The sequence below is a fragment of the Rhizobium sp. A22-96 genome (assembly GCF_053521805.1).
In genome coordinates this window covers 870,966-886,342 of sequence record NZ_JBNWDQ010000001.1, presented here as the reverse complement: position 1 = coordinate 886,342, position 15,377 = coordinate 870,966, and the positions used below count along the sequence as shown (strand labels likewise).

Annotated in this window: 16 protein-coding genes; 7 read left to right on the top strand and 9 right to left on the bottom strand. The window is 59.9% G+C overall.

Annotated elements, in window-relative coordinates; all coding sequences use genetic code 11:
- Nucleotides 1-35: 35 nt before the first annotated feature.
- Together eglC and ACQZ6F_RS04000 are read right to left on the bottom strand one after the other, a co-directional pair.
- Nucleotides 36-1,475: an endo-1,3-1,4-beta-glycanase EglC gene (eglC, locus tag ACQZ6F_RS04005; RefSeq protein WP_449092745.1), complete on the bottom strand. Its 1,440-nt coding sequence runs from the start codon at nucleotides 1,473-1,475 to the stop codon at nucleotides 36-38.
- A gap of 210 nt (nucleotides 1,476-1,685) precedes the next feature.
- A complete protein-coding gene (locus ACQZ6F_RS04000) occupies nucleotides 1,686-2,681 on the bottom strand; it encodes an ABC transporter substrate-binding protein (RefSeq protein WP_449092744.1) in 996 nt (331 codons plus the stop codon).
- 409 nt (nucleotides 2,682-3,090) lie between these two features.
- Here ACQZ6F_RS04000 and msuE point away from each other — a divergent pair, with 409 nt between their 5' ends.
- The 4 genes from msuE (at nucleotide 3,091) to ACQZ6F_RS03980 (ending at nucleotide 5,307) form a co-directional block, all read left to right on the top strand.
- Nucleotides 3,091-3,651: an FMN reductase gene (gene msuE / locus ACQZ6F_RS03995; RefSeq protein WP_077468257.1), complete on the top strand. Its 561-nt coding sequence runs from the start codon at nucleotides 3,091-3,093 to the stop codon at nucleotides 3,649-3,651.
- Between the two features lie 59 nt (nucleotides 3,652-3,710).
- The gene (locus ACQZ6F_RS03990) at nucleotides 3,711-3,881 is read left to right on the top strand and encodes a hypothetical protein (RefSeq protein WP_449092743.1); all 171 of its coding nucleotides are present in this window, start codon (nucleotides 3,711-3,713) and stop codon (nucleotides 3,879-3,881) included.
- A 64-nt stretch (nucleotides 3,882-3,945) separates the two neighbouring features.
- The gene (locus ACQZ6F_RS03985; RefSeq protein ID WP_077467770.1) at nucleotides 3,946-4,530 is read left to right on the top strand and encodes an RBBP9/YdeN family alpha/beta hydrolase; all 585 of its coding nucleotides are present in this window, start codon (nucleotides 3,946-3,948) and stop codon (nucleotides 4,528-4,530) included.
- Between the two features lie 117 nt (nucleotides 4,531-4,647).
- Nucleotides 4,648-5,307, top strand: coding sequence for a peroxiredoxin (locus tag ACQZ6F_RS03980; RefSeq protein WP_068393793.1), 660 nt, complete (start codon nucleotides 4,648-4,650; stop codon nucleotides 5,305-5,307).
- A 65-nt stretch (nucleotides 5,308-5,372) separates the two neighbouring features.
- Here ACQZ6F_RS03980 and ACQZ6F_RS03975 read toward each other — a convergent pair whose 3' ends face one another.
- Nucleotides 5,373-6,275, bottom strand: coding sequence for a LysR family transcriptional regulator (locus tag ACQZ6F_RS03975; protein WP_449092742.1), 903 nt, complete (start codon nucleotides 6,273-6,275; stop codon nucleotides 5,373-5,375).
- 92 nt (nucleotides 6,276-6,367) lie between these two features.
- On the opposite strand from ACQZ6F_RS03975, the gene ACQZ6F_RS03970 reads away from it, so the two are divergent.
- Nucleotides 6,368-7,402, top strand: a complete 1,035-nt coding sequence (locus ACQZ6F_RS03970; protein WP_449092741.1) for an aldo/keto reductase — start codon at nucleotides 6,368-6,370, stop codon at nucleotides 7,400-7,402.
- 77 nt (nucleotides 7,403-7,479) lie between these two features.
- Here the strand turns inward: ACQZ6F_RS03970 and ACQZ6F_RS03965 are convergent, their stop codons facing one another.
- Nucleotides 7,480-8,511: an aldo/keto reductase gene (locus ACQZ6F_RS03965; RefSeq protein ID WP_449092740.1), complete on the bottom strand. Its 1,032-nt coding sequence runs from the start codon at nucleotides 8,509-8,511 to the stop codon at nucleotides 7,480-7,482.
- Between the two features lie 259 nt (nucleotides 8,512-8,770).
- Between ACQZ6F_RS03965 and recX the strand changes: the two genes are divergently transcribed.
- Together recX and ACQZ6F_RS03955 are read left to right on the top strand one after the other, a co-directional pair.
- Nucleotides 8,771-9,310, top strand: a complete 540-nt coding sequence (gene recX / locus ACQZ6F_RS03960; RefSeq protein ID WP_449092739.1) for a recombination regulator RecX — start codon at nucleotides 8,771-8,773, stop codon at nucleotides 9,308-9,310.
- Between the two features lie 101 nt (nucleotides 9,311-9,411).
- Nucleotides 9,412-9,987 (top strand): DUF922 domain-containing Zn-dependent protease, encoded by a 576-nt coding sequence (locus tag ACQZ6F_RS03955; protein ID WP_077467775.1) that lies wholly within the window; start codon nucleotides 9,412-9,414, stop codon nucleotides 9,985-9,987.
- Nucleotides 9,988-10,040: 53 nt separating this feature from the next.
- Here ACQZ6F_RS03955 and ACQZ6F_RS03950 read toward each other — a convergent pair whose 3' ends face one another.
- The 5 genes from ACQZ6F_RS03950 to ACQZ6F_RS03930 are packed head-to-tail and all read right to left on the bottom strand — an operon-like array spanning nucleotide 10,041 to nucleotide 15,318.
- Complete coding sequence (locus ACQZ6F_RS03950) at nucleotides 10,041-10,766, bottom strand: ribonuclease activity regulator RraA (protein WP_077467776.1); 726 nt, start codon at nucleotides 10,764-10,766, stop codon at nucleotides 10,041-10,043.
- Between the two features lie 18 nt (nucleotides 10,767-10,784).
- Nucleotides 10,785-12,521, bottom strand: coding sequence for an L-arabinonate dehydratase (gene araD, locus ACQZ6F_RS03945; protein WP_449092738.1), 1,737 nt, complete (start codon nucleotides 12,519-12,521; stop codon nucleotides 10,785-10,787).
- Between the two features lie 55 nt (nucleotides 12,522-12,576).
- Nucleotides 12,577-13,440, bottom strand: a complete 864-nt coding sequence (locus ACQZ6F_RS03940) for an ABC transporter permease (protein ID WP_449092737.1) — start codon at nucleotides 13,438-13,440, stop codon at nucleotides 12,577-12,579.
- A gap of 4 nt (nucleotides 13,441-13,444) precedes the next feature.
- On the bottom strand, nucleotides 13,445-14,260 hold the full coding sequence (locus ACQZ6F_RS03935) for an ABC transporter ATP-binding protein (protein WP_449092736.1): 816 nt from the start codon (nucleotides 14,258-14,260) through the stop codon (nucleotides 13,445-13,447).
- A 53-nt stretch (nucleotides 14,261-14,313) separates the two neighbouring features.
- A complete protein-coding gene (locus ACQZ6F_RS03930) occupies nucleotides 14,314-15,318 on the bottom strand; it encodes an ABC transporter substrate-binding protein (protein WP_449092735.1) in 1,005 nt (334 codons plus the stop codon).
- Nucleotides 15,319-15,377: the final 59 nt, after the last annotated feature.

The following is a 15,377-nucleotide window of genomic DNA, read 5'->3' as shown; positions in this document are numbered from 1 at the left end:
CGAGGCACCCCCGTCGTGGATTTGACTGCCGGATCTCAGATGTGCCAGTCCGACGTATGGGCTGTTTGAGCCGAGGCGGCGAGTTGTGACGCGTGGTCATCCAGCGAATAGGCCTTGATGTAGTCGATCTTCATCTCCGACCCGTTCGGAAGCCCATTTGACGGCGTGCCCGCCACACCGCCGACGGCGAGATCGACGATCATGTACATGGGGCTGTGCATGTCAGCGGGCGTCGCGGCATGGGCGACGGCGACGTCGTCGAAATACCAGGTGATCTGATCTTTCTCCCAGAGCACGCCGTAATTGTGGAAGCCGTCCGTGCTTGGCACTTCGACTGGAATGGACGTCATCGTGTGTTCGCCGGTGGCGTTCGAATGGGCAGTCACGTTGACGGTGTTCGGATTCTGGCCGCGCATTTCCACGACATCGAGTTCCGGCGGCCAGGAGCCGTCCTCCGGCAGCAGCCAGAAGGCCGGCCAGACGCCCTGGTCATGCGGCATCTCGGCCCGCATTTCGAAATAGCCATAGGTCTGCGAGAAGGAGGAATAGGTCGTCAGAATGCCGGATGTATAGTCATGGCCCTCGACGATTGTCTTCAATGCGTCGGGCGTCGGTTTCGCCGTGATGGTCAGGACACCGTCGGAAGATATGGAAAACGGGTTTGCCGATGCGGTCGGCGCGTAGGACGGGTTGATATACCATTGCAGCTCGTCGTTCAGGCTGCTGCCTTTGTCGGGCGCCCAGGAATATTTCGCATCCCAGGTGCCCTGTGTTCCCTCATGCAGAGAGAGCGAGTTGAAATCGTCCGAAAAGGTTTGCGTCAGCGAAGACCTGTCCAGCCCGAGCTGGAATTGATCCTCGTGCAGATCGGCAACGGTCTTGTTGGCGAGAACCAGGCTTTCGCCATTGCCGAGATCAAGACGGACATTCGCGCCTTCCTGGCTGGAATGGCTGATGACTTGATCAAAGGACGTCAGGCCATACTGGTTGAGGCGCACCTTGTCGTCATCACTGAAATCGGTGATGAGATCGCTGCCATTGCCCTTGGAGATGATGAAGGTATCGGCCCCGCCGCCGCCCGTCAGCACATCGTTGCCGGCGCCGCCGTCGATGGTCTGGCTGCCGCTGCCGCCGGTGATGATGTTATCGGCATCGTTGCCATAGGCATGGCGGTTGTTGCCGGTCACCGTCAGGTTTTCGAAGTTTTCGGGGAGGGTATAGTCCATCCAGGTGTTGATGGTGTCGACACCGGCATTGGGGGCTTCGTAGGCGTGATTGAGGCTCGAATAGAGGTAGTAGATATCGTCGCCGGTGCCACCCACCATGGTCACGTTGACGGAGCTGTCGCCCCACATGGAGTCATTGCCGCTGGTGCCGTAGAGCGTCGGGCCTGAACCGGTCGCGGAGAAGAACCCCGTCGAGGTGTCGCTATAGTAGAGTGGCTGGCCTAGGGCATTCAAAACTGAATTGGGCATCGCAAACCTCTTCCTTTGTGCCGGGCTGTCTCCTCCACCGACTTAATATTTCTCTCCACTTATATGCGTTACATAGCGTGCTTTATTTTTTTGCCACCCCCTGGAACAAGTTTTTTCATCACACCATTCGAGAGGGGATTGGGGCGTGCGCAAGCATGGGGCGAGGGCTGGCGACGCGATCGTTCATCGCGTCGCCAATGTTCGAGGTTTTTAAAGGGAAGCCTTTACCTTGGCGGCAATTTCCGGGCTCACCCATGTCGTCCAGATGTCTTCATGGGTCTTCAGGAAATATTTGGCCGCGTCTTCGTTGGTGCCCTGGTTGTCCGTCTGCCAGGCAAGGAGGCTGTTCACCGTGTCGTTGGCCCATTTCCGCTTCTTCAGATAGTCCATCGCAACCCCGGCCTTTTCGGCGAATTTCTTGGTGACGACGGTGTAGACTTCCGAGACGGGATAGGAGTTGACCTTCGGATTGGCGCAGTCGATGACGGATGTGCAGGCATCCCATTCCGCCTTGTCGTGGGGTACGCCGAAGGAGAGGCGAACCATCGGGTACTTGCCGAGGATTGATGTCGGCGACCAATAGTAGCCAAGCCAGCCGGTCTTTCTCTCGAATGCGTTGGCGATCGTGCCGTCAAGGGCCGCGGCGGAGCCGGTCTCGACGATTTCGAAGCCCTTCTTCTCTCCATCGAGTGCCTTGAAGAGATTGCCGAGCGATGCCTGGCACTGCCAGCCGGGCGGGCAATTGTAGATGACGCCCTTTTTCGGGTCGTCCGATGCGGGGAAGAGTTCGGGATGTTCCAGGGCCTGTTGAACGGTCTTGATATCGGGATGAGCGTCGGCGAGGAATTTCGGAATCCACCAGCCGTCCTGGCCGCCGTCGGAGAGAATGCCGGCGGCGATGACCAAACGCCCTTCGGAGACGGCCTGATCCAGCGGCGTGCGGACTGCATTGATCCAAAGCTCGGGAGCGATGTCGGGCTGTCCCTTCTCGTTCATCGAGGTGAAGGTCGGCAACGTATCGCCGGTGACGAGTTCTACCGAGCAGCCATAACCTTCCTGGAGGATGATCTTGTCGACATTTGCCGCGACGCCCGCCGACGCCCAGTTCATTTCGGCAATCGATACCGAGCCGCAATCGGCATTTGCGGCGCCGGCAAAGGTATAGAGTGCTGCGGCGAATAAGGCGGCAGCGATATGCTTCTTCATTTAAGACCTCCAGGTCCTGATGTTGCTGTTCTGGAAGGCTGCCACGGGCGAACCCAATGGACTGTCTCCATTCGCTTTTGCGATACCCGGATGCGTAAGGCTACGCCGGGTAAACCCGATCCACTATCGGGGTCGGGATGCGTGGGGACTACTGCCACATGTGCACCGGCATCATGTGTTGGACGGATGAAGTTTGCAGTTTTCCCACAGGAAATGACCTGTTGCGATTGGTTTCCTCTGGATTTTGAGCCTGACGAACGGAAGGCCCGCTGATTTCAGACGCCGCGACGCGGGAAAGAGATTTCTCGTTTTCGGTGCGTTCAGAGATCGCTATTTCTTTTAATCTACCATTTTTATGGACAATATTCGCATTATCGAAAACATGCCCGACGTTCTGAAAGGGATGAGAATGAGTGCGCCTAAACTGGTCGGCATTGCCGGCAGCTTCAACCGGCCATCGAAGACCTACGCACTGGTCCAGACCGTCGCCGATCTGGCGAGCGACCGATACGGGTTCTCAGCCAAGGTCCACGACCTGCACGATGTCGGCCCTTCGCTCGGCCTTGCGCTATCGCGCCAGGATCTTGACGATCGGGCGAAGCGTGTGATCGACGATATCGTCTCGTCGGACGCGCTGATCATCGGTTCGCCGACCTATAAGGGATCTTATCCGGGCCTGTTCAAACATCTCATCGACCTTATCGATCCGCATGAACTGCGCGCCAAGCCGATCATCATCACCGCCACCGGCGGCGGCGATCGCCACGCGTTGATGGTGGAGCACCAGCTGCGGCCGCTCTTCGGTTTCTTCATGGCCCATACGCTGCCGACCGCGGTCTATGCCTCGGATCGCGATTTCACCAATTACAAAGTTTCCTCGGAGCCGCTCGCCAACCGGATCAACGAGGTTGTCGGCGAGCTCGCCGCCTTCTTTCCGCATCGGGCAGCGGCGCTGGTCGCTGCGGAATAGTGCCTGGAGAGATGCGGTCTGCGAGCATCGGGCCGGAATTCAACGTGATGGAGGGTTGCATGAGATCTAATATCATCAGTCGCCTGAAGACGATTTTCGGTTTCTTCCCGTTGGATGGAAAGAGGGACGTGTCCGTGCAAGCGGCGGCGCCGGTCTCTCACGACCGGGAGCCTTCAGCCCGCGATTATGAACTCTACTATTGGTGCTCCATGCCGGCGCTCTGGTATTGAAGGGGCTGCCTTTGGTTTCGTGTCGCGAGCTACGGTTCTCGCTTAAATCGGCGGCGGGGGTATCATGACCAGAGTGCTGATCGTGCCGGGATTGTTCGGGTCGGGCGAAGGCCATTGGCAGCGCCATTGGCTGCAGGACCAGCCTGACGCACGGCTTGTCGAGCAGGATGATTGGGATTTTCCCAATCTCGGCATTTGGAGGGAAAGGCTGGAAGCAGCGCTGGAAGAGGCAGGCGAAGCCTATATCGTCGCCCACAGCCTCGGTTGCCTGCTGACGGCCAGGTTGGCCGGTCGCCCGGCTGCGCGAAGGATCAAGGGTGCGCTTCTCGTCGCGCCTTGCGATATTCCCGCGACCGAGACGCTTCATCCGGGCCATCTTTCCTTCGGAACGATGCCGACGGAAACACTGCCTTTCCCGAGCATGACGATCGGCAGCCTGAACGACATCTATATGCGGCTGGATCGTCTCACAATGTTCGGGCGGCTGTGGAACTCCGATATCCGCAATATTGGCCTGGCCGGCCATATCAATGTCGCCAGCGGCTTTGGACGGTGGCCCAGCGGCTACGCTTTCCTCGAAATGGTGAAGGCGCGTGCCAGGCATCGCAGGCCGCACGGATTTTCGACAGCGATCGCCGCATCCGCCTGAAAGAGGGCTTTTCATGCGAGGCATTCGACGTCATTGTGCGGCCGACTTTTTTGACCGTGCTGTTTCTCGCCCAGCTTTCAAGGCATGCGGCGAGGCTCACATTTTGGAGGTACTATAATGAGTTTGCGTATCAACGATATTGCTCCTGATTTCACCGCTGAGACGACGCAGGGCGAGATTCAGTTCCATGACTGGATTGGCGGCGGCTGGGCCGTGCTGTTCTCTCACCCGAAGAACTTCACGCCCGTCTGCACCACCGAACTGGGGGCGATGGCTGGCCTGGAGCAGGAATTCGCCGGGCGCGGTGTCAAGGTTATCGGCATTTCCGTCGATCCGGTCGAAAGCCACAGCAAGTGGAAGAGCGACATCAAGACGGCAACCGGCTTCGAAGTCGAATATCCGCTGATCGGCGACAAGGATCTCAAGGTCGCCAAACTCTACGACATGCTGCCGGCAGGTGCCGGTGAAAGCTCGGAAGGGCGCACGCCCGCTGACAACGCCACCGTTCGCTCCGTCTTCGTCATCGGCCCGGACAAGAAGATCAAGTTGATCCTCACCTATCCGATGACGACAGGCCGCAACTTCGGCGAAATTCTCCGCGCCATCGACTCGATCCAGCTGACGGCAAAGCACCAGGTGGCAACGCCGGCAAACTGGCAGCAGGGCGAAGACGTCATCATCACGGCTGCCGTCTCCAACGAAGATGCAATCACCCGTTTCGGCTCGTTCGACACGGTATTGCCCTATCTGCGCAAGACCCGTCAACCGGCGGCTTGATCAGGAATAGATGGCTATTGCTTTCAAATTGAGCGATGCGGCTCCCAAGGGGCCGCATCGCGTTTTCATAGCCTGACATTGTCGCGCAGGAATTCCAGAAGCGCCCGCACCCGAGCCGGTAGCGGTCCGCCCTGGCCGATATAAACGGCGTAGAATTCTTCGACATCACCCGGATTGAACTCTTCCAGGATCGGAAGCAGCCGTCCAGCTTCGAGATCGGCTTTGATGGTGAAGGTGGCAAGGCGCGCAATGCCGGCCCCCTCGAGCACCAGATGGCGCATAGCTTCGCCGTCGCCGACCTGCAGGCCACGCAGGGCGGGCAGCGTCATCATCTCATTGCCGAGCCGCAGGGGCCAGCCTTCAATCGCCCGAGAATAAGAAAAGTCGATGCGGCTATGTTTTTTCAGCTCTTCCGGCGAGCGGGGGACGCCATGCCGCTGCAAATAGTCCGGTGATGCGACGATCATGCTGCGCGTCGTGCCGAGCTTGCGTGCGGTGAGGCTGGAACTCTTCAGCGGGCCGGCGCGGATTGCGACATCCGCCCGCTCTTCCATCAGATCCACGACACGATCGGTGTGAAAGACCTCAAGCGAGACATCCGGATAGAGCGCCATGAAGGCGGGAATGAGCGGGGCGAGCAAATGATTACCGAAGGAACCGCTGGTGTTGATGCGGATATGCCCTGCTACTCGTTCACCTGCCGAAGCATGACGTTCCGCCTCGGCCATGTCGGCCAGAATTGCGACGCTGCGCTCATAGAAGCCGCACCCCTCGGGCGTCAGTTGCAGACGTCTCGTCGAGCGGTTGATGAGGCGCGTGCCGAGGCGTTTTTCCAGCCTTGCCACCAGTTTGCTGACGGCTGAGGGTGTCATGCGGCAGGCTGTGGCCGCGGCGGTGAAGCCACCGAGCTCCACGGCGCGGACGAAGACCTCCATCTCACCGGAGCGATTGATATCTTGACGGCTCATGATGAATTGAAATCACAAATCAGTTTCTTGTCGGCAATCTATATCAACGGCGCGGGAGCGTCTATCTATTGGGAAAGCAAAGGAGACAGACGATGGATTACAGAAATCTTGGTGCTTCCGGTTTGAGGGTCCCCGTACTCAGCTTCGGAGCTGGAACGTTTGCCGGCAGCGGGCCGCTCTTTAGCGCCTGGGGCTCGACGGATGCGACGGAGGCGCGGCGCCTCGTCGATATCTGCCTCGAGGCCGGCGTCAATCTCTTCGACACCGCCGATGTCTATTCGGCCGGTGCCTCGGAAGAAGTCCTCGGCGAGGCGATCAAAGGTCGGCGCGATGCGGTGCTGATCTCGACCAAGACCGCTCTGCCGATGGGCGACGGACCGGCGGATTGGGGCACTTCGCGTTCCCGCTTGATCAAGTCAGTCGATGCTGCCCTGCGCCGCCTCGGCACCGATTATATCGACCTGTTGCAGTTACATGCTTTCGATGCCTCGACGCCGATCGAGGAGACGCTCTCGACGCTCGACACCCTCGTGAAGGCGGGCAAGATCCGCTACATCGGCGCTTCGAACTTTGCTGGCTGGGAGCTGATGAAATCGCTCGCCATTTCCGACCAGCATTCCTATGCGCGCTACGTCGCCCATCAGGTCTATTATTCGCTTGCTGGCCGTGATTATGAATGGGAGTTAATGCCGCTTGGCGCTGATCAGAATGTCGGCGCCCTGGTCTGGAGCCCCCTTGCATGGGGCAGGCTGACGGGCAAGATCCGCCGTGGTCAGCCGCTGCCGGAGAAAAGCCGCCTGCACGAGACCGCAACCTTCGGTCCGCCGGTCGATGACGAAAAGCTGTTCGATATTGTCGAAGTGCTGGATGAGATTGCCGCCGAAACCGGCAAGAGCGTGCCGCAGATATCGATTAATTGGCTCTTGAGCCGCCCGACGGTATCGAGCGTCATCATCGGCGCGCGCAATGAAGAGCAGTTGCGCCAGAATCTCGGAGCCGTCGGCTGGATGCTTTCCAGGGAGCAGATCGAAAAACTGGACCAGGTGAGCGCCGTGACCGCGCCCTATCCCTATTTTCCCTATCGGCGGCAGGAAGGGTTTGCCAGGCTCAACCCGCCGCTGGTCTGACCGGAGATTCTTGCGCCACTCCGATATCAGAGTGAAAAAACTGGCGGCGAAGAGCAATCTTCGCCGCCAAGTTCGTGTTACCGGCCACCCTCGATCTTGCGGTGGCGCTGGTTCCTGCCGCCTTCGCCATAGGGGTAGGCCGCTGCCTGCGGTGCGCTGATGTCGTTCAGCCTGCCCATCTCCGCTTCCGACAGTTTCAGTTCTGCCGAGCCGAGATTGTCGGCAAGCTGCTCGCGCGTACGGGCGCCGAGGATGACAGAGGTCACGGCTGGACGCGCTGCCGTCCAGGCAAGCGCCACCTGCGCCATGCTGACGTCACGTGCCCTAGCGATCTCTGCAACGGCATCGATGATCGCCCAGGTCCGCTCCTGTGCATTGCGGGCGGCATAGGATTCGTTGCCGCGATTTGGGTTCTCGCCGAGACGGGTGGCGCCTGTTGGCGTCTCGTCGCGCTTGTATTTGCCGGTCAGCCAGCCACCGCCGAGCGGCGACCACGGCAGAAGGCCCATGCCAGCATCCAGGCACGCGTCGACGATCTCAAGTTCGATCTCGCGGGCGAGCAGATTATATTGCGGCTGCAGCGTCACCGGCCGCGTGTATCCGTGCGCTTTGGCGATCTCGGCCGCCTTGGCAATGTGCCAGCCGACATAGTTGGAGAAGCCGTAATAGCCGATCTTGCCGGCACGCACGGCATCGTCGAGAAAGCGCAGCGTCTCCTCGATCGGGGTCAGGGCATCCCAGGCATGCATCTGGTAGAGATCGATGTGATCGATGCCGAGTCGGCGCAGCGAGTCGTCCAGGGCTTGGCCCAGATGCCGGCGCGACAGACCGATATCGTTCGGGCCCTTGCCCATAGGAAAACGGCCCTTGGTGGCGACCACGGCTTGTCGAGCCTCGGTCGGACGTGCCTTCAGCCAGCGCCCGATGATCTCTTCCGATTTGCCGGCGCTGTAGACGTCGGCGGTATCGATGAAATTGCCGCCCCAGGCGAAATAATCGTCCAGCAGCTTGTGGGACGCGGCCTCGTCCGCTTCCGCGCCGAAGGTCATGGTGCCAAGGCAATAGGCGGTGACGACGGCCCCGCTTGGGCCGAGCTTGCGATAATCCATTTCTGTCTCCTCTGACGGAGCACCGATGCCTGATCGGCAACGCGGCCGGGAGAGCCGCAGGCTCCGTAATCCATAGCAATGTGATGCTTGAGACGGCCTCCACCGTCGATGGGGTTGGGCGCTCGACATGTTCCTGCCGAGCGCCGCAGCGCCAACTTAACCAATCATCCCATGATAACCAAGGGCATTCATTGCCTGAACGGTATGGCTTGCGTAAAATTCTCCGTGATGATTCCTCTTTCGCCGAATGCCTTCTTTCATGGATGAAACACCGCCCACCAGCCGCATGCTCTCCTGGGCGCGCAACTCCACGATCTATCGTCTTGAACGCCGGATGATGACCGAGAAGCAGCTGTTCGATGCGATCGCCAAGAAAGCGAAGCAGAAGTTCGAGGAGATCAGCGAAACCCAGATCAAGGCGCTTGCCGATTTTGCCGTCAAATTCGCCTATGAGCTGAAGGTGCTCGATGATGTCGCCTTTGCCGAGATCAGCACGCGTTCGGCGGTTCGCTCCGGTAAGTCGAAGAAAGCCATTGCCTTCAGGCTCGCCTCCAAAGGCATTGCCGGCGAGACGGTCGTCGCGGCAGTGGAGGAGGTCGATGATCTCCAATCCGCCGTCATCTTTGCCAGGAAGCGTGGTTTCGGGCCTTTTCGCCGTGGCGATCTCGACGAGAAGCGCAAGGCGAAGGAACTCTCTGCCTTCGCCCGCAACGGCTTCAGCTTCGCCATCGGCAAACGGGTTTTCGATATGGAGCGAGAGGACGCAGAAGAGGTGCTGTACTCTGCCTCGGCATTCTGAGGCCTGACACTCATTGAAATGGCGTGGGTCACCAGCTAGCTTGCCGCGCTTGAGCAGCGTGCACGGGGAAGTTTGTGAGATCAGCTATTCGATTGCCGGCGATGGCGCTATGCATCGCTTTTCTGCCGATGACTGCCTATGCCGATTGGCAGCCGATCGAGATTATCAAGACCTATGCGATTACCGGAACGTCCGGCGCCGAACTTTATGATTCGATCGGCGAGCGCGGTCCGCTGCTTGGTCCTAAGATAAGGGCGATCGCCCACACGGATTTCAAGCTCACCTGGACCCGCAAATACGAGCCGCAGCCGGATGGTGCCTGCACCATCACCACCAACATTCCCAAGGTGATCATCACCTACACCTTACCGAAACCCACCGGGCAGCTGCCTGCCTCGACCCGCAGAAGCTGGCAGAAATTCATCGCCGGCGTCGAGGCGCATGAGCGGGTGCATGGCGGATATATCAAGGACATGGTCAAGGAGATCGAGGCCATGAGCGTCGGTTTTTCCGTGCCCGACGATCCGAAATGCAGCAAGATCCGCGTGGAACTGACGAAGCGGCTCGGCGAGATTTCCAAAAAGGAGCGGCAGCGCAATGTCGACTTCGACAAGGTCGAATTCAGCGACGGCGGCAATCTCCAGCAGCTCGTTCTGAAACTGGTCAGGGAAGAATAGGCTGTGAGGAACGCAGCCGGCGGTGCGGCCGGCTGCGTTTGTTCGATGAGGGATTAGCGACCGTTCTTTTTCCGCCATTCGGCGAATTTCAGCTTCGGAGCGTCGCTGGTCGCCGGATAAAGGCCGATGATCGTGGCGCCGTTCAAGACCTCTTCGGTGACGAAGTCCTCATAGGCCGTCATCTCCACCGTCTCGTCGGCAATCTCGTCGGCGATATGGGCGGGAATGACGATAACGCCTTCATTGTCGCCGACCAGAACGTCGCCGGGGAAAACTGCGACATCGCCGCAGCCGATTGGGCCGTTGATCTCGATTGCCTGATGCAGCGTAAGGTTTGTCGGGGCGGACGGGCGGTGATGATAGGAGGGGATGTCGAGGGCGGCAATTTCCGGGCTGTCGCGGAAACCGCCATCGGTGACGACGCCTGCGACGCCACGCACCTGCAGCCTCGAGATCAGGATCGAGCCCGCCGAGGCTGCTCGCGCATCCTTGCGGCTATCCATGACCAGAATGAAACCGGGCGGGCATTGTTCGACGGCGGCGCGTTGCGGATGTTCCGGGTTGCGGAAGACTTCAAGCGTGTTCAGGTCCTCGCGCGCCGGAATATAGCGCAGCGTAAAGGCTTGGCCGACCATGTTCGCCTTCTTCGGCGAAAGCGGCCGGACATCCTGGATGAACTGGTTGCGCAGACCGCGCCTGAAGAGGGCGGTTGCGATCGTCGGCGTCGCGACACCCTTCAGCTTGTCGCGCGTCTCGTTGCTCAGCACGTAATTGCTCATGCGATGTATCCTCTGTGATCAGTAGATGTCGGGTTCGCCCGGCGTCGGGCCGAAGCTGGCTTCCAGAAAGTCGAAGTCGCAGCCGGTGTCGGCCTGCGCCACATGGCGCGAGAACATCCAGCCATAGCCGCGGCCGAATTTTTCCGCCGGCTTGACCCACGCGTCGCGCCGCCATTGCAACTCATCCTCGTCGACAAGCATGTCGATACGGCGTGCTTCGAGATCGAGACGAATGATATCGCCGTTGCGCAGAAGCGCCAGCGGGCCGCCGACGTAGGATTCAGGCGAGACATGCAGGATGCAGGCGCCGTAGCTGGTTCCGCTCATGCGGGCGTCGGAGAGGCGGAGCATGTCGCGGTGCCCCTGCTTCAAGAGTGCCTTGGGGATCGGTAGCATACCCCATTCCGGCATGCCGGGGCCGCCTTGTGGGCCGGCGCCGCGCAACACCATGACGTGGTCGGGCGTGATGTCGAGATTTTCATCGTCCACTGCCGCCTTCATCTCTGGATAGGTGTCGAAGACCAGCGCCGGTCCCTGATGCTTATGGAAGCGCGGATCGCAGGCGGCGGGTTTGATGACGGCGCCTGTCGGGGCGAGATTGCCCTTCAGCACCGCAAGCGAACCCTCATGATAGACCGGATTGTCGAGCGATCGGATGACGTCGTCATTGTAGCATTTCGCACCCTCCAGCGTTTCGCCGAGGGTGAAGCCCGATACGGTGAGGGCCGACAGATCGAGCTTGGAGGAAAGTTTCGCCATCAAGGCCCGCAGGCCGCCGGCATAGTAGAAATCCTCCATCAGATAGGTCTTGCCGGTTGGTCGGATATTGGCGAGTACCGGAGTGGTGCGGCCGGCCCTGTCGAGGTCGTCGAGCGAGAGATTGGTGCCGGCTCGCCGCGCCATGGCGATGAGGTGGACGACGGCATTGGTGGAACAGCCCGTCGCCATCGCGACAGCAACGGCATTGTTGACAGCGGCTTCCGTGACAATCTTGGAGGGAACGAGATCCTCCCACACCATCTCGACGATGCGGCGGCCGACGGCCGAGGACATTCGGATATGGTTGGCATCCGGTGCGGGGATAGAGCTGGCGCCGGGCAGGGTGAGGCCGAGTGCTTCGGCGATCGCCGTCATCGTGCTCGCCGTGCCCATGGTCATGCAGTGGCCGTAGGAGCGGGCGATGCCGGCCTCGACATCGACCCATTCCTTCTCCGAAATGGTGCCGGCGCGGCGTTCGTCCCAAAACTTCCAGGCGTCGGAGCCGGAGCCCAGATATTCGCCGCGATAGTTGCCGCGCAGCATCGGGCCGGCCGGCAGATAGATCATCGGCAGACCCATGGAAAGCGCACCCATGACCAGACCGGGCGTGGTCTTGTCGCAGCCGCCCATCAGCACGGCGCCGTCGACCGGATGTGAGCGCAGCAACTCTTCCGCCTCCATCGCCAGCATGTTGCGATAAAGCATGGTCGTCGGCTTCACATAGCTTTCCGAAAGCGACAGGGCGGGCAGTTCCAACGGGAAGCCGCCGGCCTGCAGGATGCCGCGCTTCACATCCTCGACGCGGTGCTTGAAATGCGCATGGCAAGGGTTGGCATCAGACCAGGTGTTGAGGATGGCGATAACGGGCTTGTCTGCCCATTCTTCGGGCGCATAGCCCATCTGCATGGTGCGCGACCGATGGCCAGAGCTTCTAAGATCGTCCGGTGCGAACCATCTGGCGCTGCGTAGTTCCGAGGGCTTTTTCCTGCTGCTCATTATATTCCAGCCTTATATCCGAATGTTGGTGGAAGCGAGAAATCGATGTGCCGCGTCATTCCTTCATGCCCCATTTTTGCAGTGTCCGACGCTCGATCGTCTGGAAGACCAGGTTTTCGACAATAAGCCCGATGACGATCACAGTCAGCAGGCCGGCAAAGACCGAGGGAATGTCGAGAAGATTGCGGTTTTCGAAGATGAACCAGCCAAGGCCGCCCTGGCCGGAGGAAACACCGAACACAAGCTCGGCGGCAATCAGCGTGCGCCAGGAAAAGGCCCAGCCGATTTTCAAGCCGGTGAGGATCGAGGGGAAGGCGGCGGGGATCAATATGCGGAAGACATAGGAGAGCCCGGTCAGTCCATAATTGGCGCCGACCATGCGCAGGGTGCGGGAGACGCCGAGGAAGCCGGCATGGGTGTTGAGCGCCACAGCCCAAAGAACCGAATGGATAAGCACGAAAACGAGGCTTGCCGGGCCGAGGCCGAACCAGATGAGCGCGAGCGGCAGCAGCGAAATTGCCGGCAGCGGATTGAACATTGCGGTCATGGTTTCCAGAAAATCGGTGCCGATACGGGTGTTGATCGCAACGACTGTCAGGACGGCGGCGAGCACCGTTCCCGAGACGTAACCCGTCACCAGAACCTTCAGCGTCGTCCAGATGCGTGCCGGCAGGACGCCATCGGCAAAACGGTCGTAGAGTGCGGTCAGCGTGTCGCTGAGCGTCGGGAACAGCAGCGGATTGTCGAGATGCCTGGCATAGGCTTCCCAGATGATGGCGAGGGCGACGATCAGCAAGGATTTGCGGAACAGGCTCGACTGCCAGAGGAGTTCGAGCGTGCCGAGCTTCTGTTCGACGGCGGCGATATGGCCAGCCGTTTCGGCTGCCTGAGGAGCAAGGATGATCTGCGGTGCGCTCATGGTCTCACTCCCTGTGTCCCTGTTCGGCAAACAGCATGTGATGGATTTCCTGCTCGAGCTTTGCGGCAGCCGCGGCATCGTCACGGACCGATTCCACATCGCGCACTTCGGCTTTGACGCGGCCGGGATGTGGCGACAGCAGCAGGATGCGGTTGGAGATCTTGATCGCCTCGGCGATCGAATGGGTCACGAAGATGACGGTGAAACGGGTGTCTTCCCAGAGCTGCAGCAATTCGTCCTGCATCTGGCGACGGGTGAGGGCATCGAGCGCGGCAAAGGGCTCATCCATCAGGAGTATATCGGGCTGCATCGCCATGCCGCGGGCAATCGCGACGCGCTGCTTCATGCCGCCGGAAAGCATGTGCGGATAGGTGTCCACCGCGCGCGTCAGTTTCACCTTCTCGATGTAATCGCGGGCAATGATCTCCGCCTCCTTGCGTGGAAGGCGGCGCGCCGTCGTCAGCGGAAACATGACGTTTTCGAGCACTGTCTTCCAAGGCAGCAATTGGTCGAATTCCTGGAAGACCATCATGCGGTCGGCGCCGGGCTTCCTGACCTGTTGCCCCTTGATCTCGATCCGGCCCGCCGTCGGCGTCATGTAGCCACCGATGGCCTTCAGCAGCGTCGACTTCCCACAACCCGAGGGTCCGAGGAGCACGAAACGGTCGGATTGGGCCACCGAGAAGCTGACGTCTTCGGTCGCAGTGATGAGGAGGTTCGGCGTCTTGTAACGCAGCGTCACCTTCTCGACATTCAACAGAGGCTTGGCGATCGTCGTTTCTGTCATCGGCCTATCGACAGGAATGTTTGCCTGAAGCATGAAGGCTCCTCCAAGAGATGGCTTGCAGGCGGCATTGAAGCCGCCCGCGAGCGTCAGTTGCCGTTAAGATCGGCCGCTTCCGGCAGGTAATAATCCGTCCAGGCCTTGGGCATCGTCTTCAACACACCTGTCTTGTAGAGATGATCAGCGAACTTCATGGTGCCCTGCGGGTCCATGCGGAATTCCATCATGTGCGGCTCGTTGAGGATCGCCAGCAGGTTCTCGACGCTCGTTTTGTCGCCGCTGACGGTCTTGTAGGCCTCCACCGCCGATTTCGGATCCTTCTTGATGAAATCGATCGCTTCCGCCGTCGCCTCGCGCACTGCCTTGATGATCGTCGGATTTGCGCTGGCAAACTGTGTCGTGGTGAAGAAGGTGCCCTGGGTCAGCTCGCCACCGATGATGTCGCGGGAATCGATGACCTTGTGGACGCCGGCCTGCTTCAATTCCAGATACTGGAAAGGCGGGGCGGAAAAGTGGTTCTTGACCTCATGGGGCTGGTTGGCGAGCGCGGCCATCGCATCGGGATGACCGAGCTGCACCGTATTGGCATCGAATTTATGAACCTGATCATTGCCATACATCTGCGCGGCGGCCATCTGCAACAGGATCGCCTGTGTCGAAACGCCGACCGTCGGCACCGCGATCTTGTCGCCCGGCTGGATGTCCTTCAGCGACTGAACCCGCGGATCGCGCGAGACCATGATGACCGGCTGGGCGGAATTCGTAACGATGCCCTTGACCTTGCCCCTGGTGCGGTCCCAGAGCAGCAGTAGATTGCCGGTGCCGGTATTGACGATGTCGACATTGCCGGACAGTAGCGCATCGGTCTGCGCCCCGCCGCCGCTGAAGGTGCGCCATTCCACTGCAACACCGGCCAGCCCATCGGCAGCCGCATGCTTCTCGATCAGCTTCTGCGTCTCCATGACGTGGCTGGCGAGATAAAGAATGCCCGGCTGGCGCGTGATCGAAATGGTGGTCTTCTCGGCGGCGCTTGCTGAAAAAGCGCCAGCAATGAAGATGCCGGCCGCAGTCAGACAGTGAAGAAGTCCTCTCATTTATCCCTCCCGATTGATCCAACTCTTGAGAAAGAAAGTTGGTTTCATCAGACTAAAGC

Bases quoted from the DNA above. Each gene is read 5' to 3' on its own strand.
- eglC (WP_449092745.1), bottom strand. From the start codon at position 1,475: ATGCCCAATTCAGTTTTGAATGCCCTAGGCCAGCCACTCTACTATAGC.
- ACQZ6F_RS04000 (WP_449092744.1), bottom strand. From the start codon at position 2,681: ATGAAGAAGCATATCGCTGCCGCCTTATTCGCCGCAGCACTCTATACC.
- msuE (WP_077468257.1), top strand. From the start codon at position 3,091: ATGAGTGCGCCTAAACTGGTCGGCATTGCCGGCAGCTTCAACCGGCCA.
- ACQZ6F_RS03990 (WP_449092743.1), top strand. From the start codon at position 3,711: ATGAGATCTAATATCATCAGTCGCCTGAAGACGATTTTCGGTTTCTTC.
- ACQZ6F_RS03985 (WP_077467770.1), top strand. From the start codon at position 3,946: ATGACCAGAGTGCTGATCGTGCCGGGATTGTTCGGGTCGGGCGAAGGC.
- ACQZ6F_RS03980 (WP_068393793.1), top strand. From the start codon at position 4,648: ATGAGTTTGCGTATCAACGATATTGCTCCTGATTTCACCGCTGAGACG.
- ACQZ6F_RS03975 (WP_449092742.1), bottom strand. From the start codon at position 6,275: ATGAGCCGTCAAGATATCAATCGCTCCGGTGAGATGGAGGTCTTCGTC.
- ACQZ6F_RS03970 (WP_449092741.1), top strand. From the start codon at position 6,368: ATGGATTACAGAAATCTTGGTGCTTCCGGTTTGAGGGTCCCCGTACTC.
- ACQZ6F_RS03965 (WP_449092740.1), bottom strand. From the start codon at position 8,511: ATGGATTATCGCAAGCTCGGCCCAAGCGGGGCCGTCGTCACCGCCTAT.
- recX (WP_449092739.1), top strand. From the start codon at position 8,771: ATGGATGAAACACCGCCCACCAGCCGCATGCTCTCCTGGGCGCGCAAC.
- ACQZ6F_RS03955 (WP_077467775.1), top strand. From the start codon at position 9,412: ATGGCGCTATGCATCGCTTTTCTGCCGATGACTGCCTATGCCGATTGG.
- ACQZ6F_RS03950 (WP_077467776.1), bottom strand. From the start codon at position 10,766: ATGAGCAATTACGTGCTGAGCAACGAGACGCGCGACAAGCTGAAGGGT.
- araD (WP_449092738.1), bottom strand. From the start codon at position 12,521: ATGAGCAGCAGGAAAAAGCCCTCGGAACTACGCAGCGCCAGATGGTTC.
- ACQZ6F_RS03940 (WP_449092737.1), bottom strand. From the start codon at position 13,440: ATGAGCGCACCGCAGATCATCCTTGCTCCTCAGGCAGCCGAAACGGCT.
- ACQZ6F_RS03935 (WP_449092736.1), bottom strand. From the start codon at position 14,260: ATGCTTCAGGCAAACATTCCTGTCGATAGGCCGATGACAGAAACGACG.
- ACQZ6F_RS03930 (WP_449092735.1), bottom strand. From the start codon at position 15,318: ATGAGAGGACTTCTTCACTGTCTGACTGCGGCCGGCATCTTCATTGCT.